The sequence below is a fragment of the Streptomyces sp. GESEQ-4 genome (assembly GCF_017948455.1).
Lineage (GTDB): Bacteria > Actinomycetota > Actinomycetes > Streptomycetales > Streptomycetaceae > Streptomyces.
The window spans coordinates 143,286-165,440 of record NZ_JAFFSU010000012.1; the positions used below are offsets into that span (position 1 = coordinate 143,286).

Here is a 22,155-nt window from a genome sequence, read left to right on the forward strand (position 1 = left end):
GATGCGCGACCGGAGGACGACGAGATGACGGTGACCCTGGCGGACGTGGCGGCCCGCGCGCAGGTCTCGCCCGCGACGGTGTCGCGCGTGCTGAACGGGAACTATCCCGTGGCAGCCTCCACCCGTGAGCGGGTGCTGCGGGCCGTGGACGAGCTGGACTATGTGCTGAACGGCCCGGCGAGCGCGCTCGCGGCGGCGACGTCTGACCTGGTGGGGATTCTCGTCAACGACATCGCCGACCCCTTCTTCGGGATCATGGCGGGCGCGATCCAGTCGGAGATCGGGGGGCCGGGGGGGCGCGCCGGGGGTGAGCGGCTCGCCGTCGTCTGCAACACGGGGGGTTCACCGGAGCGCGAGCTGACGTACCTGACCCTGCTGCAGCGGCAGCGGGCGGCGGCCGTGGTGCTGACCGGCGGTGCCATGGAGAACCAGCCGCACGCGGCGGCGGTGGCCGCGAAGCTGCGGAGGCTGGGCGACGCGGGGACGCGGGTCGTCCTGTGCGGCCGGCCGCCGGCGCCGGACACCGAGGCGATCGCGCTGACCTTCGACAACCGCGGCGGCGGACGCGAACTCACCGAGCACCTCATCGGCCTCGGACACCGGCGGCTGGGCTACATCGCGGGACCCGAGGAACGCACGACGACCCGGCACCGTCTCGAGGGCCACCGCGAGGCGCTGGCCGCGCACGGCATCGAGGAGGACCCTCGCTGGACGGTGCACGGCCGCTACGACCGCCGGTCGGGCTACGAGGCGACGCTGGAACTGCTCCGCCGGGACCCGTCACTGACAGCCGTGGTCGCCGCCAACGACTCCGTCGCACTGGGCGCGTGCGCGGCCCTCCGCGACTCCGGCCTACGCATCCCGGACGACGTCTCCGTCGCCGGCTTCGACGACCTGCCGTTCAGCATCGACGCGGTGCCTGCGCTGACGACGGTCCGACTGCCGCTCGCGGAGGCCGGGGCGCGGGCGGGCCGCATCGCCATGGGGCGCGAGGAGCCGCCGCCCGGGGGGATCGCGACGGTTCGGGGGGAGCTGATGGTGCGGGGGTCTTCTGGGGTGCCGCGGGGCTGAGGGGCGGCGGCTTCGGGGGTGACGGGCTGCACTGGGGCAGGTTTCCGAACGGCAAGCTCCGGGATGCGGCGCATCCCGGGGGTGACCGGCTGCGCGGAGGGCAGGGTTTCCCGCGAGGCTGAGGGTGCGGCGCCTTCGCGGGTGACCGGCGGCGCTGGGGGCCGGGTATCCGAACCGGCAAGCTCCGGGGGTGCGGCGTCTCCACGGGTGACCGGCTGCGGAGGGTGCGGCGCCTTCGCGGGTGACCGGCTTCGCGGAGCGCTGGGTTTCCGAACGGCAAGCTCCGAGGGTGCGGCGTCTCCGCAGGTGACCGGCTCCGCAGGATGCGGCGTCTCCGCGGGTGACCGGCTTCGCGGAGCGCTGGGTTTCCGAACGGCAAGCTCCGAGGGTGCGGCGTCTCCGCAGGTGACCGGCTCCGCAGGATGCGGCGTCTCCGCGGGTGACCGGCTGCGCGGAGCGCTGGGTTTCCGTACGGCGTGACCAGCGGAGCGTCTGGTGTCAGGCGGCCAAGCGGCTGATCGGGTCGCGGGGTGCCAGCCATACTCCGACCCCTGGTGCGAGACGGGCCGCGCGAGGGTGGCGGAATCCGAGGGGGCGCAACTGGTCCATGTGGCGTGGGGAGATCGTGGCCGCGACGGCGCCGACGCCCTCGCCGTCGACGGCGCGCAGGCCCGGGGCCAGCAACTCGGCGACCACGCTGCGGTCCCAGGCCTCGGTGTCGTCCGGCGCGCAGACCGCGACCACCGTCCAGTACGGCCCGTCGAGGCCCGCCGCCTGCAGTGCCGGTGCCGCCGGCAGGACCGGCTCTTTCGGAACGCAGGTGTCGAGTTCACGGGCGAGGAGGCTGCCGAAGCGGGTGTGGTGAGGCTCGGTCCCGGCGCCGGGCGGCAGCCACACGGCGGCCGCGAGGAGCCGGCCGTCCGCGCGCTCGGCCACCCACACCTCGCCCTCTTCGAGAGCGTAGTGGGCCAGCATCAGACGCATGGCGCGCTGCGCCTGCTCCCAGTCCACGGCGGGACCTTCCGGCACCGCAAGCGCCGGACGGGACGCGGTCGCGGCCGGGGCGAGCAGGCGCACCACGGCGGGTACGTCCACCAGTCCGGCCGCGCGTACGACGGTGCTCCGGGGCTTCAGCTGAAGGATCGTCATGCCGGCGTTCCATCTCTTCCGTCGATACGAAACGGTTTCGTACAGATAACCTACGACAGCCTCGATCGAAACGCAAGCGTTTCTTTACTGCGACTGGACTGACGGCACCCCGCGTCCTACGCTCGACCCGACGGTATCTCTGACTGAGTCAACTATCCGGGGGTCGACGACCATGACCGTCCAGGACATCCGCGCCTTCAACCGCTTCTACACGAACGTGATCGGCGCCCTCGACTACAGCCGCCACCTCTACGCGCCGTACACCCTCACCGAGTCCCGCGTCCTGTACGAACTCGCACACTCCCCCCGTACGGACGCGGCCGACCTCCGGACCGAACTCTCCCTGGACGCGGGCTACTTGAGCCGAATCCTCAACAAGTTCGAGCAGGACGGCCTGATCGAGCGCACCCCCTCCCGCCGCGACCCGCGCCGCCGCAACGTCACCCTCACCGCCCGCGGCCGGGAGACCGCCGCGCTGCTCGCCGAGCGGGCGGACGAATCCGTCGGCGCACTGCTGTCCACCGTCCCGCCCGCCGACCGCCCCCGTCTGACCGAGGCGATGCGGACGGTCCGTACGATCCTCTCCACCGCCCGCCCACCCCGCGCCGAGGACGTCGTCCTGCGCGACCCCGGCCCCGGCGACCTCGGCTGGATCGTGCAGCGCAACGCCGCGCTGTACGCCGCCGAGTACGGCTGGAACGCCGACTACGAGGGCCTGGTGGCACGTATCGTCGCCGACTTCGCGGAGGATCACGACCCCCACCTGGAGCGGGTGTGGATCGCGGAGCTGGACGGCCGTCCGGTGGGCTGTGTGATGTGCGTACGGGACGACGCGCCGGCCACGGCCCGCCTACGACTACTGCTGGTCGAGCCCGACACCCGCGGCCTCGGCATCGGCGACCGCCTCGTACGCGCCGTGATCGACTTCGCCCGCGGCGTCGGCTACCGGGAACTCGTCCTGTGGACCAACGACGTCCTGGCCGCCGCCCGCCGCATCTACCAGCGTCACGGCTTCGTCCTGGTCGCCGAGAAACCGCACCGCTCCTTCGGCAAGGATCTCGTCGGCCAGGACTGGCGCCTGGATCTGCACGGACGGGTGAGTGACGAGTAGGGTCGATGACCATGAAGCTGGCGTTCTCCACCCTCGGCGTCCCTGGCCTCCCCATCGCGGACGTGCTGCGCCTCGCGGCCACGCACGGCTATCACGGCGTCGAGTTGCGCGCACATCCTGAGGAGCCGGTACACCCCGGCATCGGGCTCGCCGAACGGGCCGACGTGGTCGCCGAGTTCAAGGCGGCGGGGGTGGAGGTGCTGGGCGTGGCGGGCTACGCGCGCGTGGCCGCCCCGGGCCCCGACGAGCCGGTGATCGAGGAGATCCACCGCCTCCTGGACCTCGCCCGCGACCTGGGCGCCGGCTTCATCCGGGTCTTCCCCGGCGCCGGCACCGACCAGTCCGCCGAGGAGGCCGACGCGACGGCCGCGCGACGCCTGGGCACGGCCGCGGAGTACGCGGGCGACCTCGGCGTACGCATCCTCCTCGAGACCCACGACTCCCACCGCACCGGCGCCGCCGCGATCCGCGTCCTCGGCCTGGTCGGCCACCGCCAGGTCGGCTCCCTCTGGGACGTCATGCACACCTGGCTCGGCGGCGAACAGCCCCACGAGACCTACGCCGCCCTCTCCCCCTACCTCGGCTACGTCCAGGTCAAGGACATCGCCTCCGCCACCGACACCACCCCCCTCCCCCTGGGCACGGGCGTCCTCCCCCTCACCGAGTGCGTCGAGGTCCTCTCCCGCCACGGCTGGGACGGCTGGCTCTGCTGGGAGTACGAGAAGCGCTGGTACGAGGCCGCCGCACCGCTTCCCGAGCTGCTGGGGGCGGGGCGCGAGCACCTGGCCCGGCTGCTCAACGAGTCGGCGTAGGCCGTACCCATTCCGGTGTCCAGACTCCGGTGGCGGGGCGGCCGGGGTAGGCGGAGGTGAGGTGGTGGTGGAGTACGGCAAGCCCGGGGTGGGGATTGTCGGTGCGCCAGAGCAGTGAGTGCGGGTAGACGGGGGTCGGGTCGCGCATCGGGATGCGGCGCAGGTCATAGCCCGCGGGCCAGACCAGAGGGGTCCGCTCGCTGAGGAACGTCGCCAGGGTCGAGGAGCCGCCGATGGTGTCGAGCAGGTCCTCGACGCCGAAGTTGGGGCCTGTCGCCTCGATGGTGAAACCGAAGGCGGCCGCAAGCTCGTCGTAGTACGCCGCCCACTCCGTGCCGGGGTCGTTGCCGGGCATCCAGATCCGGCAGCCCGCGAGCTGTACGGGCGTGACCGACTGCTCGCCGGCGAGCGCGTGGGCGGGGCCGGTGACCAGTTGGAGGGGCTCGTCGAGGACCGGCACGGCCTCGATGTCGTCGGGGAGGCTCCGTCCGGGCATGAGCACGGCGCGGAGGGTCGCGTCGATCGTGCCGGACTCGACGGCGTCGATGGCCCGGTCCGCGCCGAACAGGGTCACCACGTCCAGCTCGATGTCCGGATACGCCCGGTGGAAGTCGCGCACCAGGCCTCCCGTCGCGACGCGGCGGCCGACCACGTCGACGCGCAGCGCGCGGCTGCCGGGCCGTACGGAGGCGGCTGCCCGCTCGGCGGCTCGCAGGAGCGTGCGGGCGTGGGGCAGGAAGGCCTGCCCGTCGATGGTGAGCTCGGCGCCGCGTGCGGTGCGGGTGAACAGCCGTACGCCGAGTTCCGCCTCCAGCGCCGCGACGCGCTTGGACACCGCCTGCTGGGTGAGCGAGAGGTCGGCGGCGGCCTTCTGGAACTGTCCCGCGTCGACGGCGACGACGAAGGTGCGGACGGCGTTGAGATCCATGCCGCCCAGCCTAGAGATACAACCTCTGGTTGTGCACTCGCAGTGTGTAAGTTGTTTGATCTGGGCATTTACCTCTCGCTTTGATGCTCCGAGTCAACGTGACGTTGAGCGGAGGTCACTCGCCCGTGCCGGATTCCTTTGTCCATCTGCACAACCACACCGAGTACTCGATGCTGGACGGCGCGCAGAAGCTCCGGCCGCTGTTCACCGAGGTGGCACGGCAGCGGATGCCCGCGATCGCCATGAGCGATCACGGCAACATGTTCGGTGCCTACGAGTTCGCACAGGTCGCCAAGGACTCCGAGGGCATCAAGCCGATCATCGGCATCGAGGCGTACGTGGCACCCTCCTCCCGGTTCGTCCGGAAACAGGAGTTCTGGGGGCCCGGTGGCCGTCGCGCCATGAGCGCGGACGGTGAGGGGTCGAAGGATGTCTCCGGTGGCGGCCGCTTCACCCACATGACCATGTGGGCGCGTGACAGCCAGGGCCTGCGGAACCTGTTCTGGCTCAGTACGCAGGCCAGTTATGAAGGTCAGTTCCCGGCCGGAAAGCCGCGTATGGACCGCGAGTTGATCGCTGAACGGCCGGAAGGCGTCATCGCCACCACCGGCTGCCCCTCCGGCGAGATCCAGACCCGCCTGCGGCTGAACCAGTACGACGAGGCGAAGGCCGCCGCCGCGGCCTACCAGGAGATCTTCGGCCGTGAGAACTACTTCCTGGAGCTGATGGACCATGGCCTGGACATCGAACGTGAGGTCCGTGAAGGCCTGTTGCGCCTGGCCAAGGAACTGAACATTCCGCTCCTGGCCACCAATGACGCGCACTACGTCACCGAGGACCAGGCCGACGCCCACGACAGCCTGCTGTGCATCGGGGTCGGCAAGAACAAGGACGACCCGAACCGCTTCCGTTTCAACGGCTCCGGCTACTACCTCAAGAGCGCCGCCGAGATGCGCGGCCTGTTCTCGGAGCTGCCGGAAGCCTGCGACAACACCCTGCTGATCGCCGAGCGCATCGAGTCCTACGACGAGGTCTTCGACTACGTCGACGAGATGCCGCGGTTCCCGGACGTGCCCGAAGGCGAGACCCAGGAGTCCTGGCTGCGCAAGGAAGTCCTCAAGGGCTTGGCGATGCGCTACGGGGACCCGATCCCCCAGCACGTCCTGGACCGCTTCGAGACCGAGATGTCGGTCATCGGCCCGATGGGGTTCAGCTCCTACTTCCTCGTCGTGGCGGACATCTGCCGCCACGCCCGGGACAACAAGATCTCCCTCGGTCCGGGCCGGGGTTCGTGCACCGGCTCGATCGTCGCCTACGCCACCCGCATCACCGAACTGTGCCCCCTGGAGCACGGCCTTCTCTTCGAGCGGTTCCTGAACCCCGAGCGCATCAACCCGCCGGACGTAGACCTCGACTTCGACGACCGTCAGCGCGACCGGATGGTTCGCTACGTCACCGAGAAGTACGGCGGGGAGTACACCGCCATGGTGAACACGTTCGGCAAGATCAAGGCCAAGAACGCGATCAAGGACTCCTCGCGCATCCTGGGCTACCCCTACGCCCACGGCGAGCGGATCACCAAGGCGCTCCCGCCGGACCAGAACGGCAAGCCCGCCCCACTGGCCGCCCTCTTCGACCCCTCCCACGAGCGGTACGGCGAGGCCGGCGAGATCCGCCAGATGTACGACAACGAGCCGGACGTGAAGCGGGTCATCGACACCGCCCGCGGGGTGGAGGGCCTCACCCGCGGCACCGGCGTGCACGCCGCCGCGGTGATCCTTTCCAAGACGAAGCTCACCGACCGCATCCCGCTGCACATGCGCGCCTCGGACGGCGTGAAGATCACCGGCTTCGACTACCCGTCCTGCGAAGCCATGGGCCTGATCAAGATGGACTTCCTCGGGCTGCGGAACCTGGGTGTCATCGACCAGGCCATCGAGAACATCCGCGGGAACCGGGGCATCAGCCTGGCCACCGTGGATCCCCTGGACGGTGACCCGTCCACCGTCGTGATCCCTCTGGACGACACCAAGACGTACCGGCTGCTGGCCGAGGGGAACACGTTCGGTGTCTTCCAACTCGACGGCGGCGGCATGCGCGTCCTGCTCAAGCAGATGGAACCCACCCGGTTCGAGGACATCGCCGCGGTCAACGCCCTCTACCGGCCAGGCCCGATGGCGGCCAACGCGCACACCAACTACGCGCACCGCAAGACCGGCCGCCAGGAAATCACCCCGATCCACCCCGAGCTGCGCGACGCCCTGGAGCCGATCCTCGGCAACACCTTCCATCTGCTCGTCTACCAGGAGCAGATCATGGCGATCGCCCGGGAACTGGCCGGCTACACCCTCGGCGGCGCCGACCTGCTGCGCCGTGCGATGGGCAAGAAGAAACCGGAGGTGCTGGCCGCGGAGTGGGACAAGTTCCACGACGGCATGCGCGGCAACGGATTCAGCGACGAAGCCATCAAGGCCCTGTGGGACGTCATGCTCCCGTTCTCCGGCTACGCGTTCAACAAGTCCCACACCGCCGGCTACGGCCTGGTCTCGTACTGGACCGCCTACCTCAAGGCCAACTACCCGGCCGAGTACATGGCCGCCCTGCTCACCTCGGTCGGCGACGACAAGGACAAGGCCGCGATCTACCTCGCCGATGCCCGCAAGAACGGCGTCCGCGTCCTCCAGCCCGACGTGAACGAGTCCGTCTCCGAGTTCACCGCCGTCGGCGACGACGTACGGTTCGGGCTGAAGTCCGTACGCAACGTCGGTGACAACGTCATCGAGGCCATCGTCGACGCACGTCGCCGGAAGGGGAAGTTCACTTCGTTCTCCGACTTCCTCGGCAAAGCCGACCTGCCGGCACTGAACAAGCGGGCCGTGGAGTCCCTGATCAAGGCCGGCACCTTCGACTCCCTGCGGCACTCCCGCAAGGGCCTCACCGCCATCCACGAGGACGCCATCGACGCGATCATCCCCGTGAAGAAGGCGGCAAGCTTCGGGCAGGACGATCTCTTCGCCGACCTGGGCGGCGCGGCAGGCGGCGAACCGGCCTTCGGCCTCGACTTCCCCATCGACGACACGGAGTGGCCCCGCAGACAGCTCCTGGCGACCGAACGCGAAATGCTCGGCCTTTACGTCTCCGCCCACCCGCTGGACGGCGCCGAGCACGTCCTCTCCAGGGCGCGGGACTGTTCCATCGCCGAACTGCTCGCCTCCGGCCGCACCTCCGGGGACGTCCAGCTCTCCGGACTGATCACCGGCATCCAGCTCAAGATGACCAAACAAGGCAACGCCTGGGCCGTCGTCAACCTCGCGGACCGTGACGCCGGCATCGAGGTCCTGTTCTTCCCCGCCGCCTACCAGCTCGTACAGCAGGCACTGGTTGAAGACAACGTGATCTCCGTCAAGGGCAAGATCGAAGACCGGGACGGAACGGTGAACATCTTCGGGAGGGAACTCGCCGTACTGGACGTGTCCTCCGCCGAACACGGCAGCAGGCCTCCCGTTCGGCTCGCGCTCCCCGCCCACCGCATCACCGAACAGTCCGTGAAGGAACTCAAGCGCATCCTCGCGGACCACCCGGGCGCCAGCCCCGTACATCTCACCGTCCGAGGCGCTCGCAAGACCACGGTCTACGCCCTACAGGCCACCGTGGATCCCACGACCATCGCCTCCGACGTGAAGGGCGCCTTCGGAGCCGACGCCTGGGAGGGCGTTGCATAAGGTGCCTCGGCCGACTTTTCCTCACGATCGCGGAGAAGTGACCGCCGACACCCTGGCCAGCCGCCCCTCCAGCCGTGCCCTGCACGTCGGCCACTCCGTCGCCGTAATCGAATAGATCGCGGAGTCGCGCAAGCGGCCATCCTCACCCGGCGCCCAGGAGCGGGACCAGTTCCTGAGTACGCCCTCGAAGTGGGCGCCGGTTGCTGCGATCGCCGCGCGGGAGCGGCTGTTGCGGGCGTCGGTTTTCAGGTCCAGCCGGGACACGTTCCACTCCTCAAAGGCATGCCGGAAGAGGAGGAGCTTGGCCTCCGTGTTCACGCCCGTGCCCTGGGCCGACGCCGCCAGCCAGGTGAAGCCGACCTCGATGGCGTCCAAGCGGTCGTCGGAGAGCCAGGAGCGTGGCTCCCAGTACGACGTCGTACCGAGCGCGCGTCCCGAGGCGACCGACACCTGGGCGTACGGTGCCAGGAGGCCCGTCGCCGCCCGGGCCAGCTGCGCGTCGATGTACGCGCCGACCTCGTCCGCCCTCGGCACCCACGTGAACTCGTACGAACCCCGGTCCTCCTCCGCCGCCACCGCCAAGTCGGCCGCGTGGCTGTGGTCCAGCGGTTCCAGGCGCACGTGGGCGCCCTCCAGGACCGGCCCCTCCAGCTGGAAGCCCAACTCCCCACGCTCCCTCGCGAATCCACCGACGGTCATTCGGCATTGAAGATCTGGGGGAAGTCTCCCGTGCGCACCCAAATCCGTCGAAGGAGTTTCCCGGCGGAACCGGGTGACGTACGCCTGCTGCCCGACCGTCTCCTCCATGTCCCGGTACCCCGGATTGGTCCAGGTGGCCCCTATCGCGGTGCTCCCCCGTGCGCGAGGGTGACAGGGGCGACGGGGCCCGCGGGGGGAAGTGGGGGGAGTGGGCGGTATGGGGGATCAGGGCGAGCCGTTCGTCGGGCGGGGGCGTCATCTCTTGGCTCTGGACGGGCAGTTGGCGCACGTGGTCGCCGGGGCGTCCCGGACCGTGTTGGTCGACGGGCCCGCCGGGATCGGGAAGACCGCGCTGATCGGGCGTTTCGTCGGCGGGCATCCGGACGCCGAGGTGCTGAAGGCGTGCGGGGAGGAGAACGAGACCGGACTTCCGCTCGGGCTGCTCGACCAGTTGCTCTCCCCTGCCGCACACGACGAGCACCACGAACAGGTCCCGCCCCGGGCGCCGGCTGCCGACGCGCCGACCGCCGGCGCCCGGCTGCTCGACGTACTCGGCGAACTCCAGACCCGTACCGCCAGGCCGTTGATCCTCGTCGTGGACGATGCGCACTGGGCGGACTTCTCGTCCCTTCAGGCGCTGGCCTTCGCCCTGCGCCGGCTGCGCGCGGACCGGGTCCTCACGGTCGTCGTCGTACGGGAGGCCGATGATCCGGCGCTGCCCGAGGGGCTGCGGCGGCTGCTCGCCGGGGAGGGGACGCTGCGGCTGTCGCTGACCGGACTGAGCGCGGGTGAGGTCGGCGAGCTCGCCGCTGCCCGCAGCGGTGCGCTGCCGCCGACCGCCGTCGTACGGCTGCTGGACCACACCGACGGCAACCCGCTGCACGTGAAGGCGCTGCTCGAACAGGTGCCCCCGGCCCGCCTGATGTCGACGGCCTTCCCGCTGCCCGCGCCGCTGGAGTACGCCCGGCTGATCGAACAGCGGCTGGCGGACTGCACCGCCGAGGCTCAGGCCCTGGCCGCCGCCGCAAGCGTGCTCGGCATGTCCTGCCCGCTGCACCGGGCCGCCCGGCTCGCGGAGCTGAAGGATCCGCTGCCCGCCCTCGAGGAGGCGGTCGGTGCCGGACTGCTCGACGAGACGCCGGAGCCGGGCGGCCCCCGCGTGTCCTTTCCCCATCCCATGCTGCGCGCCACCGTCTACCGAAGGCTCGGCCCCGTGCTGCGGCACGCGCTGCACCGGGCCGCCGCCGGGCAGGCGGACTCGGCGTACGGCCGTCTCCAGCACCTGGTGCATGCCGCGCAGGGCCCGGACGACACCTTGGCCGGACAGCTCGCGGACGCAGCCCACACCGAGGCCGCCGCCCGGCGCTGGGGCAGCGCCGCCCCGCTGCTGCGCGACGCCGCCCGGCTGGCCCGTACGGAGCGGGACCGTGAGCGGTACGGCGTCGAGGCGATGGAAGCACTGCTGTGGGAGGGCCGGCGCGATGAGGCGCAGGCGGTCTTCGACGAGCTGCCGGGGGACGGCCGCTCGGCCGCCCATCGGTACGCGCAGGCGCTGCTGCTGCCCTTCGACGGCGACCTCACGCACGCCGAGCCCCTGCTGCGCGAGGCCTGGAACAACTGCGACCCCACGACGGACCCGGAGCTGGCCGCGTGCGTCGCCGGAATGCTCAGTTTCATGGCGCTGTCCCTCAACCAGGGCCTGGACGCCGCCGAATGGGCCGAGCGGTCCCTGCGGCTGTCCGCGCGGCGGGCCTCCAGCACCATGCTGCGCTACGTCCGGATGACCGGTTACGGCCTCAGCGGTGACATCGAGCGCGGGCTCGCCGTGGCCGCGGAGCTGCCGGACCCCTCGCTCGTCACCGCCGCCGACGTGGATCTGCTCTGCGGCCGCGGTCTGCTGCGGCTGTGGTCGGGCGAACTGGCGGACGCCGAACGGGACTTACGGGAAGCGGTGTTCATCTGCCGGGACGGGCCGATGATGCTGCGGATCATCGCGATGTTCCAGCTGGGCCTCACGCAGTACGCGCTGGGCGCCTGGGAGGAGGCCGTACGGCTCCTGGACTCCGCCGCGTCCCTCACCGACGACACCGGCAACGAACTGCACCCGACGGTGCACTCGGCGGCCGCGTGGGTGCTCGCCGCCCACGGGGACCACGACCGCGCCGAGTGGCATCTGAGTCAGGTGCCCGGCATACCGGTCGTGCCGGGGACCGTCATGACCGAGTCCCGGCGGGCGCGCGCCGTTCTCGCGCTTCTGCGGGGCCGGCCGGACACCGCCGCGGCCGAACTGCTGCCGCTCCTGGCAGCGGGCGCCGCCGAGGGACTGTGCGAGCCGATGTCCACACCGTGGCGCGATCTGCTGGCCGAGGCGCTCATCGGGCTCGGACGCCTCGACGAGGCGGACCACGCGCTGACCGCCTTCGAGGCGCTGGCCACCGCTCGTGGTCACGCGGCCGCCTTGGCCACCGGCTGCCGGATCCGGGGCGAGCTGTTCGCGGCCCGGCACCAGCCCGGGGCCGCCGAGGAGATGTTCGGTACCGGACTCGCGCACGCCGCCCGGGGCACCGCGCCGTACGAACGGGCCCGGCTCCAGCTCGCGTTGGGCGAACTGCTGCGCCGGACCGGTCGCAGGACCGCCGCCGCGCAGGCGTTACAGGCCGCGCACGAGACCCTGACGGGACTGGGCGCGCTTCCCCTCCTGGAGCGCTGCGCCCGCGAACTCGCCGCCTGCGGAACGGCCCGCGCGGCCGGGTGTCCCCCGTCGTCACCCGACCGCGCCCCTGTGCTGACCCCGCAGGAACTGGCCGTCGCCCGGCTCGCCGCCTCCGGTCTCACCAACCGCCAAGTCGCCCGGGAACTGCTGCTCAGCGTGAAGACGGTCGAGTACCACCTGGGCCATGCCTACACGAAGCTCGGCATCTCCTCCCGGGTCGGGCTGGTGACGCGACTGCCGCCCGGCCCGGTCGCCACCCGATGACGCGTCAGCGCTGGATGAGGAAGCGCGGGCTGGTCGCGAAGCTCGCGTCCGGGTCCTGCAGCCCCATGTACACCGAGGCGTAGACCTCGCACTGGTGCCCCTTGTGCTTGTTCAGCTCGGCGGCGGTGATGCCGAACACGAACACGCTCTGCTGCTTGTCCCAGGGGGCCTGGCTGAGCAGCCCGCTGACCAGGTTGGCCGTCGTCGTCGGGATGTTCGTGCCGCTGACGAGGTCCTTGACGGTGACCTCGACCTCGTACGGCGCCCCGATCCGGAAGATGGCGTCCCCCGCCTCGACCTCCACCGCGACCTCGGCCGTCTCCTTGGGGTTCAGGGTCGGGTCGGCGCTCGGGCTGGTCGTGTTCCGGGCGAACACCCGGACGATCTCAACGTCGTTCGGTCCCACAGCGATCATCTCCCTCGTACGGGAAGCGTGCCGTCCGGCCCCCTGCCGGGCATGCTCCGCATCCCTCGCCGGAGACATTAGGGACGGTACGGACCACCGCGCCTCGGGGTGCGCCTCGGGGAGAACCCCAGGGCGAACGCCTCGTGGAACCCGGGGAACGTCTTCCGTACACACCCGGGGTCGTCGAACGAAATGCCCGGCACCCGCAACCCCGTCACCGCGAAGGACATGACGACGCGGTGGTCGCCGTACGACTTGATCTCCGCGCCCGACATATCCGGCCCCGGCTGAATCCCGATCCAGTCCGGGCCGGTCTCGACCTCCACCCCCAGCCGCCGCAGATTCTCCGCGCAGGCCTCCAGCCGGTCGCACTCCTTCACCCGCGTGTTCGCCACGTCCTCGATCCGCACCGGACCGGAGGCGAACGGGGCGATCGCGGCCAGGGTCGGCATGGTGTCCGAGACGTCCCGCATGTTGACCGTCAGGCCACGGAGCGCGCCGGTCCCTCTGACCGTCGTGCTCTCCGCACCGACCGTCACCTGCGCGCCCATCCGGCCCAGTACGTCCACGAAGTCCAGGTCGCCCTGGAGGGCCCCGGCGCCCAGCCCGGGGACCGTCACCTCGCCGCCCGTGACGGCCGCCGCGGCGAAGAAGTAGCTCGCGGTCGAGGCGTCCGGTTCGATCGCGTAGGTCGTGGCCCGGTAGCCGCCCGGCGGGACCACGAAGACGTCGCCGTCCCGCCCGACGTCGACGCCGAACGCCCGCATCATCGCGAGGGTGATCTCCACGTACGGCGCCGAGACCAGGTCCGTGACCTTGATCCGCAGGCCCTTGCGGGTGAGCGGGCCGAGCAGCAGCAGGGCCGTCAGGTACTGCGAGGACTGGCCGGCGTCCAGCGTCACGTCACCGCCCTCGACTCCCGACGCCCGGACGGTCAAAGGGTGATGGCCCTCCGTCTCCTCGTGCCGGAGGTCGACGCCCAGGTCGCGCAGGGCGCGGGACAGGGGCAGCAGGGGGCGGCGGCGCATCTGTGCGGAGGCGTCGAAGCGGTAGGTCCCGCGCCCGGTCGCCGCCAGGGCCGGCAGGAAGCGGGCCGTCGTCGCGCCGTCGCGGCAGTACACGTCCACCTCGGCCACGGAAGGGCCCTCGGGGCGGCCGTCGATCTGCCAGGTGTCCGGGGTCCTGCCCACGCGGTAGCCGAGGCGGGCCAGGCCTTCCGCGAAGCCTTCCGTGTCGTCGGAGCGGAGCGGGCGGACGAGGGTGGTGACCCCGTCGGCGGCCGCCGCCAGGAAGAGGGCGCGGGCGGTGATGGACTTGGAACCGGGGATGTCGACAACAGCCATACCCCATGGTCCCCCGGCCCCCGTCTCCGGTGCCGTCACGTCCACGGGATGGACCACGGAACATCGCCCAAGATCATTTGTCCGCGGGCCCGGTGGGGGCTGGGGTCGCGCCCGCGCGGCGGAGCCGCAAATTGATACAGCCCCGCGCCCCTATGGGGCGCTTAGCGTGCGGTCCCTTGACTGGCAATAACTTCCCGGATATTGGTGACTCCTCGGAAGTTTCCTTCAGCGGATCACCTCCGGAAGGAGCGCACGTGCCCTCCAGACGCACCGTTCTGGCCGCCACCGCAGGCGTCGCCGCCACTCTCGCCGTGGGCGGACCCGCCTACGCGGACGACAAGAAGCTCCGCTCTCTCATCTCCCGTATGACACTGCCCGAGAAGGTCGGGCAGCTCTTCGTCATGCGGGTCTACGGCCACTCCGCCACCGCCCCCGACCAGGCCGACATCGACGCCAACCTCAAGGAGATCGGCGTCCGCAACGCCGCCGAGCTCATCGCCGAGTACCGCGTCGGCGGCATCATCTACTTCACCTGGGCGCACAACACGCGCGATCCCCAGCAGATCGCCGACCTGTCCAACGGCATCCAGCGCGCCTCGCTGCGGCAGCCGCGCGGGCTGCCCGTCCTCGTCTCCACCGACCAGGAGCACGGGATAGTGTGCCGAGTCGGCGAGCCCGCCACCCTCTTCCCGGGCGCCATGGCCATCGGCGCGGGCGGGTCGCGCACCGACGCACGGTCCCTCGGCCGTATCGCCGGGCAGGAGCTGCGCGCCATCGGCGTCCGGCAGAACTACTCCCCCGTCGCCGACGTCAACGTCAACCCCGCCAACCCGGTCATCGGCGTCCGCTCCTTCGGTTCCGAACCCGGTGCGGTGGCCGCTCTGGTGGCCGCGGAGGTCACCGGGTACCAGCGGTCGGGCGTCGCGGCGACCGCCAAGCACTTCCCGGGGCACGGGGACACCACCGTCGACAGCCACACCGGTTTCCCCGTCATCACGCACAGCCGCGAGGAATGGGAAGAGCTGGACGCCGGGCCCTTCCGGGCCGCGATCCGCGCGGGCATCGACTCCATCATGACCGCGCACATCCAGTTCCCGGCCCTCGACGACTCCGGCGACCCGGCCACCCTCTCCCGCCCGATCCTCACCGGCATCCTGCGGGAGGAACTCGGTTACGACGGGGTCGTGGTGACCGACTCCCTCGGAATGGAAGGCGTGCGCACCAAGTACGGCGACGACCGCGTGCCGGTGCTCGCGCTCAAGGCCGGTGTGGACCAGCTCCTCAACCCGCCGAAGCTGGACGTCGCGTGGAACGCCGTCATCCAGGCCGTGGAGGACGGGGAACTCACGGAGGCGCGGCTCGACGAGTCGGTGCTGCGCATCCTGCGGCTGAAGGCGAAGCTCGGACTGTTCGACGCGCCCTACGTCAGCCCGGGCGGCGTCGACCGGAACGTCGGCACCCCGGCCCACCTCGCCGCCGCCGACCGCATCGCCGAGCGGACGACCACGCTCCTCGTCAACGAGGGCGGGCTGCTGCCGCTGTCCGCCGGCGAGCACCCGAGGCTCCTCGTCGTCGGCGCCGACCCCGCCTCCCCGTCCGGCACCACCGGACCGCCCACCGCCGTCCTCGCCGCCGCCCTCACCGAACTCGGCTTCTCGGCCACGAGGTTGTCGACCGGTACGGCACCGACCTCGGCGGCCATAAGCGCCGCCGTCGCCGCGGCGGGCGAGGCGGACGCCGTCGTGGTCGGGACGTACAACGTCACGGCGAGCAGCACGCAGAAAACGCTGGTCCAGGAGCTGCTGGCGACCGGGAAGCCGGTGGTCGCCGTCGCCACCCGCAATCCCTACGACGTGGCCCAACTGCCCGACGTCCAGGCCTACTTGGCGTCGTACTCCTGGACGGACGTCGAGCTGCGCGCCGCGGCCCGGGTGATCGCCGGGCGGGTGCGGCCGCGCGGGAAGCTACCGGTGCCGGTACAGCGGGCCGACGATCCGGCGCGGGTGCTGTATCCGGTCGGACATGGGCTGTCGTACCGGACGTAGCACACATACGTCATGCGCCCGGCCGCTGTGAGGCAACGGCCGGGCGCATCTCACGCGTTGATCACGCGTTCCTAGTGCGTTCCTCGTGCGTTACGGACGCAAGGCCGGCTCGCGCTCGATGTCGCGCTTGTCCAGCTTGCGGTCGAACTTGGCCAGCGGCTTGGCGACCGCGGGGTTCGACTGGACGGCGCTGGACGCGACGCCCGCCCACTTCAGGATGCGTGCCGTGGCGAGGGACTTCTCGTCGGGGACGAGGCCCGCGACATTGGCGCCGTGGTTGAGGCCCGGCGCGGTGAAGACGTAACTGTCACGCGCCTTCTTGCCGAGGTGGAACGGCTCGGCGCCCCACGGGTCGTTCTCGCCGTAGACGAAGAGCATCTGCCGCGCGTTGTGGCGGACCCAGGTGTCGACGTCCTTCATGACGTACGGCTGGAACTTCATCGGGATCGAACGCGGCACGAAGTTGCGCGGCGGCAGGTAGCCGTAGCGGATGTACTTCTTCTCGATGTGCGGGAAGACGATCGTCGGCGCGCCCAGCTGGGTGCCCGCCTGGTAGAAGTACGGCGTGTACGGCTCCAGGCCCTGGTCCGTGTAGAAGGAGAACCCGGCGATGGTGTCGAGCGTGTTCCAGATGGCGTCGTCGCTGGCGTTCTTGGCGTCCGCCGGGATCGTGTCGCAGTCGGACAGCAGGCTGTACTGCCAGAAGCCCCAGACGTAGTCGAGGACGGTGGCCTCGTAGGCCTTGTCGAGGCTGCCGATGGTGTTGAAGGTGTAGCCGTTGTCGGCCGCGTAGGCCTCGTACCGCTTCTCCATCGGCTCCCGGCGCACCAGCGCCTCGCGCTGCACGCCGTTCAGCCGGTCGCGGCACTCCTCGGTGCCGACGGTGGCGAAGAACTCGTCGTAGGCGGAGTCCTCCTTGTTCACCACGTCGTTGGGGGCGACGTAGGCGACGACGCCGTCCATGTCGCGCGGGTAGAAGCGCTCGTAGTACGTGGCGGTCATGCCGCCCTTTGAGCCGCCCGTGGAGAGCCACTTCCGGTCGTAGATCGGCTTGAGCGCCTTGAAGATGCGGTGCTGGTCGCTGGCGGCCTGCCAGATGTCCAGCTTGGTCCAGTCGGCCGGGTCGGGCCGGGACGGGGTGAAGAAGCGGTACTCCATGGAGATCTGGTTGCCGTCCACGATCTGGGTCGGCTCGCTGCGGCGGGGCGTGGTGGAGACGTTGTAGCCGCTGGTGAAGAAGACCGTCGGGCGGGCCTCGTCCTTGTGCAGCAGGGTGATGCGCTGCTGGAACGTGCCCTTGGACGGGCGCCGGTGGTCGACCGGCTGGGTGTAGTTGAGGACGAAGAAGCGATAGCCGGTGTACGGCTTCTCCTCGACCAGGCTCATGCCCGGAACCGAGAGCAGCTTCTCCTTGATGTCAGTGGTGGCGGTGGCCTCCGGCGGTGGGGGTCCCCCCGCGCGAGTCGGTTCGAGCGTGGGGGAGGCGGTGGCCGCCCCCGCCGTACTCAGCGTGCCTATGAGCACGGTGAGCGCCAGCAACCATCTGAGCGCCTTGCGCATGCACCCTCCCGGTGAATACAGATGTGCGCCGGAAGCTAGCGGAGCAAGTCACCTGAGCACCAGGGGAGATGACGGTTGATCGGGAAAACCCTGTAGAAAACCTGTGGACTTGTGGACCTGTGGATCAGTACCGGACCCAGCCCGTGCTGACCGATCCCCCGCCGACCGCGCCCTTCACGCGCACGCTGCGGTGGCCCATGTAGACCAGCGGCGTGCTGATGCGGCGGACGCGCTTGTCCGTGAAGGCGACCGGGCGATGGCCCCGCACCTGCACGCTGACCTTCATCGTCCGCACGGGGCCGGGGTTCTTGGCGATCGTGACGGCACAGATCTCGCGGTCCTGCTTGTAGACGCGCACGATGCCGGTCGAGAACGTGAGTGTCCTGACCTTGCGGCCGGCGCAGGGCTTGGCAGCCGCGTGCGCCTCGGCCGGTGCCGCCAGCCCGAGCAGCCCGGAGGTGGTGAGCACGGCAATGCCGAGCGCCAGCCCCCGGCGTATCGCACCTCGGTCCACAGTCGTCCCTCCCGTACCCCATCCAAGAGCGTACGGGTGTACGGACGCAGGACGTACGTCGGATGGTTGCGCGACCGTCAGCGCGACGCGCCGACCGGCTCCTCCGGCTCGGACTGTCCGACGAACGTCCGCCACAGCTCCGCGTACTGCCCGCCCCGCGCAAGGAGTTCCTCGTGGGTGCCGTCCTCGGCGACGCGGCCGTCGGACATGACGACCACGCGGTCCGCGCGGGCCGCGGTGGTCAGGCGGTGGGCGACCACGAGGGTCGTACGGCGGCCTGCGAGGCGGTCGGTGGCCTGGTTGACCAGGGCCTCGGAGGCCAGGTCCAGGGCGGCTGTCGCCTCGTCGAGGAGGAGGATGTCCGGGTCGACCAGCTCGGCGCGGGCCAGGGCGATCAGCTGCCGTTGGCCGGCGGAGAGGTTGCGGCCGCGCTCGGCGACCTCGTGGAGGTAGCCGCCCTCGAGCGTGGCGATCATGTCGTGCGCGCCGACCGCCCGGGCCGCCGCCTCCACCTCGGCGTCGGTGGCGTCGGGGCGGCCGTAGGCGATGGCGTCGCGGACGGTGCCCTGGAAGAGGTACGCCTCCTGCGGGACGACGCCCAGGCGGTGCCGGTACGACGTGAGGTCGAGGGCGCGCAGGTCGGTGCCGTCGACGGTGACGCGGCCCCCGGTGGGGTCGTAGAAGCGGGCCACCAGTTTGACGAGGGTCGACTTGCCGGCGCCGGTCTCGCCGACGAAGGCGACGGTCTGGCCGGCGGGGATGGCGAGGCTGATCCCGGTGAGGGCCTCCTCCTCGCCGCCGTACGCGAAGTGCACGTCCTCGAAGGCGACTTCGCCGCGCAGCGAGAGCACGTCGAGCGGCTCGTCGGCGCTCTTCGTCGACGTCGGCTCCTGGAGCAGCTCCTGGATGCGGCCCAGTGAGACCGTCGCCTGCTGGTAGCCGTCGAAGACCTGGGAGAGCTGCTGGACGGGGGCGAAGAACAGGTCGATGTAGAGGAGGTACGCCACCAGCGCGCCGGTGGTGAGCGTGCCGTTGTCGACCCGCCCGGCACCCACGATCAGCACGGCCGCCGCGGCGACCGACGACAGCAGTTGCACGCCGGGGAAGTACACCGAGATCAGCCACTGACCCCGGATACGGGCCTGCCGGTAGCTGTCGCTCCGCTCCGCGAACCGCCGTCCGCCGTCCCGCTCGCGCCGGAACGCCTGCACGATCCGCAGCCCGGACACCGACTCCTGGAGGTCGCCGTTGACCACCGACACGCGTTCCCGGGCCAGTTCGTACGCCTTCACGCTCGCCCGGCGGAAGAAGACCGTGGCGAGGATCAGCGGCGGGAGGGTGGCGAAGACGAGCAGCGCCAGCTGTACGTCGATCACCAGCAGGGCGACCATGATGCCGAAGAACGTGACGACCGAGACGAACGCCGTGACCAGGCCGGTCTGGAGGAATGTCGACAACGCGTCGACGTCCGTCGTCATCCTCGTCATGATCCGGCCGGTCAACTCCCGCTCATAGTAGTCGAGTCCGAGCCGCTGGAGCTGGGCGAAGATCTTCAGGCGGAGGGAGTACAGCACGCGCTCGCCGGTGCGCCCGGTCATCCGGGTCTCGCCGACCTGCGCCGCCCACTGGACCACCACGGTGAGCAGTCCGAGCAGCGAGGCCGCCCAGACCGCGCCGAGGGCCATCTCCGAGACACCGCTGTCGATGCCGTGCCGGATCAGGACGGGCAGGAGGAGGCCCATACCCGCGTCCACGGCGACGAGGGAGAGGCTGACGAGGAGGGGCAGTCCGAAGCCGCGCAGCAGCCTGCGCAGCCCGTAGCTCTCCTCGGCTCGCACGGCACGTGCCTCGTCGATCTCCGGGATGTCGGTCGCCGGGGGCAACGCGTCGACCTGGGCGAGGAGTTCGGGCGTGGCCGGGGTGCCGTCCATCGCGAGGTCGCGCGGGGTGCGCTCGCCCGCCCACAGCCGGGGCGTGATGCCGCGCTCGGCGTCGAACTCGGCGTCCAGTTCGTCCCGTACGGAGGTGTCCTCCTGCGGACAGGCGGGCTGGGCGTGGCCGGGCGAGACGCCGCCGAGTTCGTCCGGGTCGGTGAGGAGCCGGCGGTAGAGAGCGGACCGCTGCTGGAGTTCGTCATGGGTGCCGATGTCGGCAAGGCGCCCGTTTTCGAGGACGGCGATGCGGTCGGCGAGGTTGAGGGTGGAGCGGCGGTGGGCGATGAGGAGGGTGGTGCGGCCCTCCATGACGTGCTTCAGGGCCTCGTGGATCTCGTGCTCGACGCGGGCGTCCACGGCGGAGGTGGCGTCGTCGAGGACGAGCAGCCGCGGGTCGGTGAGGATCGCGCGGGCGAGGGCGACGCGCTGGCGCTGGCCGCCGGAGAGGGTGAGGCCGTGCTCGCCGACCTTGGTGTCGTAGCCGTCGGGGAGGTCCCTGATGAACCGGTCCGCCTGGGCGGCGCGGGCGGCGGCCTCGATCTCGTCGTCCGTCGCGTCGGGACGGCCGTACGCGATGTTGCTGCGGACCGTTTCCGAGAAGAGGAAGGAGTCCTCGGGGACCAGCCCGATCGCGGCCCTCAGCGAGTCGAGGGTCAGCTCGCGGACGTCGTGGCCGCCGATGAGGACGGCGCCGTGGGTGACGTCGTAGAACCGGGGCAGCAGCAGCGAGACCGTCGACTTGCCGGAGCCGGAGGAGCCGACGACGGCGAGGGTCTCGCCGGGGTGGATCTCGAAGCTCAGCCCGTCGAGAACAGGGCGGTCATCCTCGTATCCGAAGGAGACGTCGTCGAACTCGACGGTGGCGGGCGCGTCGGCGGGCAGCGTCTTGTGGCCGTCCTCGAGCGCCGGCTCGGTGTCGATCAGCTCCAGGACGCGCTCCGTGCCGGCGCGGGCCTGCTGGCCGAACGTGAGGACCATGGCGAGCATCCGGACCGGGCCGACGAGCTGGGCGAGGTAGGTGGAGAAGGCGACGAACGTGCCCAGCGTGATGTGACCGCGCACGGCGAGCCAGCCGCCGAGCGCGAGCATCGCGACCTGGCCGAGGGCGGGGACGGCCTGGAGGGCGGGGGTGTACTTCGAGTTGAACCGGATCGTGCGCAGCCGCCCCGCGAAGAGCCTGCGGCCGACCTCCCGCAGCTTCCCGGTCTCCTGGTCCTCCTGCCCGAACCCCTTCACCACGCGTACGCCGCTGACGGCGCCGTCGACGACGCCCGCGACGGCCGCCGCCTGAGCCTGGGCGTACCAGGTGGCGGGGTGCAGCTTGGTGCGGCTGCGCTTGGCGATGAACCAGATCGCGGGCGCGACCGCGAGGGCGACCAGCGTGAGCGGGAGCGACAGCCACGCCATGATGACCAGGGAGATCAGGAAGAGCATGAAGTTCCCGATGGTCATCGGGAGCATGAAGAGCAGGCCCTGGATCAGCTGGAGGTCGCTGGTCGCCCGGCCGACGACCTGACCGGTGGACAGCTCGTCCTGCCGGCGGCCGTCGAGGCGGGTGATCGTGCCGTACATCTCGGTCCGCAGGTCGTGCTGGACGTCGAGGGCGAGACGGCCGCCGTAGTAGCGGCGGATGTAGGTGAGGACGTAGACGAGGAGCGCGGCGCCGATCAGGGCGCCCGCCCAGACCGCCATGGACCGGCTGTGATCGACGATCACGTCGTCGATGATCACCTTCGTGATCAGCGGGGCCAGCGCCATGACGGCCATGCCGACGAGCGAGGCGCCGAGGGCCAGGACGACGTCCTTGGGGTAACGCCAGGCGTACGCCCACAGCCTTCGCGCCCAGCCTTGCCCCTGCCGCGCTGCCACGTCGGTGCCTCCCCG

At 70.9% G+C, this 22,155-nt stretch carries 14 protein-coding genes; 6 read left to right on the top strand and 8 right to left on the bottom strand.

What is annotated here, in order from left to right; all coding sequences use genetic code 11:
* Positions 1-24: 24 nt before the first annotated feature.
* Positions 25-1,071, top strand: a complete 1,047-nt coding sequence (locus KCH48_RS23600) for a LacI family DNA-binding transcriptional regulator (protein ID WP_210576691.1) — start codon at positions 25-27, stop codon at positions 1,069-1,071.
* Between the two features lie 498 nt (positions 1,072-1,569).
* Here KCH48_RS23600 and KCH48_RS23605 read toward each other — a convergent pair whose 3' ends face one another.
* Positions 1,570-2,220, bottom strand: a complete 651-nt coding sequence (locus KCH48_RS23605; RefSeq protein ID WP_210576692.1) for a hypothetical protein — start codon at positions 2,218-2,220, stop codon at positions 1,570-1,572.
* A gap of 172 nt (positions 2,221-2,392) precedes the next feature.
* On the opposite strand from KCH48_RS23605, the gene KCH48_RS23610 reads away from it, so the two are divergent.
* The gene (locus tag KCH48_RS23610) at positions 2,393-3,331 is read left to right on the top strand and encodes a bifunctional helix-turn-helix transcriptional regulator/GNAT family N-acetyltransferase (RefSeq protein ID WP_210576693.1); all 939 of its coding nucleotides are present in this window, start codon (positions 2,393-2,395) and stop codon (positions 3,329-3,331) included.
* A gap of 11 nt (positions 3,332-3,342) precedes the next feature.
* Positions 3,343-4,143, top strand: coding sequence for a sugar phosphate isomerase/epimerase (locus tag KCH48_RS23615; protein WP_210576798.1), 801 nt, complete (start codon positions 3,343-3,345; stop codon positions 4,141-4,143).
* On the opposite strand, the gene KCH48_RS23620 is transcribed toward KCH48_RS23615, so the two are convergent.
* A complete protein-coding gene (locus KCH48_RS23620; protein ID WP_210576694.1) occupies positions 4,127-5,071 on the bottom strand; it encodes a LysR family transcriptional regulator in 945 nt (314 codons plus the stop codon). The two genes, KCH48_RS23615 and KCH48_RS23620, sit on opposite strands and share 17 nt — an antisense overlap.
* 125 nt (positions 5,072-5,196) lie before the next feature.
* On the opposite strand from KCH48_RS23620, the gene dnaE reads away from it, so the two are divergent.
* Complete coding sequence (dnaE, locus tag KCH48_RS23625) at positions 5,197-8,793, top strand: DNA polymerase III subunit alpha (protein ID WP_210576695.1); 3,597 nt, start codon at positions 5,197-5,199, stop codon at positions 8,791-8,793.
* Positions 8,794-8,814: 21 nt separating this feature from the next.
* Here dnaE and KCH48_RS23630 read toward each other — a convergent pair whose 3' ends face one another.
* Complete coding sequence (locus KCH48_RS23630) at positions 8,815-9,456, bottom strand: GNAT family N-acetyltransferase (RefSeq protein ID WP_210576799.1); 642 nt, start codon at positions 9,454-9,456, stop codon at positions 8,815-8,817.
* A 253-nt stretch (positions 9,457-9,709) separates the two neighbouring features.
* Here KCH48_RS23630 and KCH48_RS23635 point away from each other — a divergent pair, with 253 nt between their 5' ends.
* On the top strand, positions 9,710-12,469 hold the full coding sequence (locus KCH48_RS23635; RefSeq protein ID WP_210576696.1) for an AAA family ATPase: 2,760 nt from the start codon (positions 9,710-9,712) through the stop codon (positions 12,467-12,469).
* Positions 12,470-12,473: 4 nt separating this feature from the next.
* On the opposite strand, the gene KCH48_RS23640 is transcribed toward KCH48_RS23635, so the two are convergent.
* Complete coding sequence (locus tag KCH48_RS23640; protein ID WP_210576697.1) at positions 12,474-12,875, bottom strand: hypothetical protein; 402 nt, start codon at positions 12,873-12,875, stop codon at positions 12,474-12,476.
* A gap of 77 nt (positions 12,876-12,952) precedes the next feature.
* Positions 12,953-14,218 (bottom strand): 3-phosphoshikimate 1-carboxyvinyltransferase, encoded by a 1,266-nt coding sequence (aroA, locus tag KCH48_RS23645; RefSeq protein WP_210576698.1) that lies wholly within the window; start codon positions 14,216-14,218, stop codon positions 12,953-12,955.
* Between the two features lie 254 nt (positions 14,219-14,472).
* Between aroA and KCH48_RS23650 the strand changes: the two genes are divergently transcribed.
* Positions 14,473-16,263: a glycoside hydrolase family 3 protein gene (locus tag KCH48_RS23650; protein WP_307840924.1), complete on the top strand. Its 1,791-nt coding sequence runs from the start codon at positions 14,473-14,475 to the stop codon at positions 16,261-16,263.
* Between the two features lie 90 nt (positions 16,264-16,353).
* On the opposite strand, the gene KCH48_RS23655 is transcribed toward KCH48_RS23650, so the two are convergent.
* From KCH48_RS23655 to KCH48_RS23665, 3 genes are all read right to left on the bottom strand, one after another.
* Complete coding sequence (locus tag KCH48_RS23655; RefSeq protein ID WP_210576700.1) at positions 16,354-17,823, bottom strand: S28 family serine protease; 1,470 nt, start codon at positions 17,821-17,823, stop codon at positions 16,354-16,356.
* A gap of 124 nt (positions 17,824-17,947) precedes the next feature.
* Entirely contained in the window at positions 17,948-18,337 is a 390-nt protein-coding gene (locus KCH48_RS23660; protein WP_210576701.1) for a hypothetical protein, read from the bottom strand.
* A 77-nt stretch (positions 18,338-18,414) separates the two neighbouring features.
* Positions 18,415-22,140 (bottom strand): ABC transporter ATP-binding protein, encoded by a 3,726-nt coding sequence (locus KCH48_RS23665; protein WP_210576702.1) that lies wholly within the window; start codon positions 22,138-22,140, stop codon positions 18,415-18,417.
* Positions 22,141-22,155: the final 15 nt, after the last annotated feature.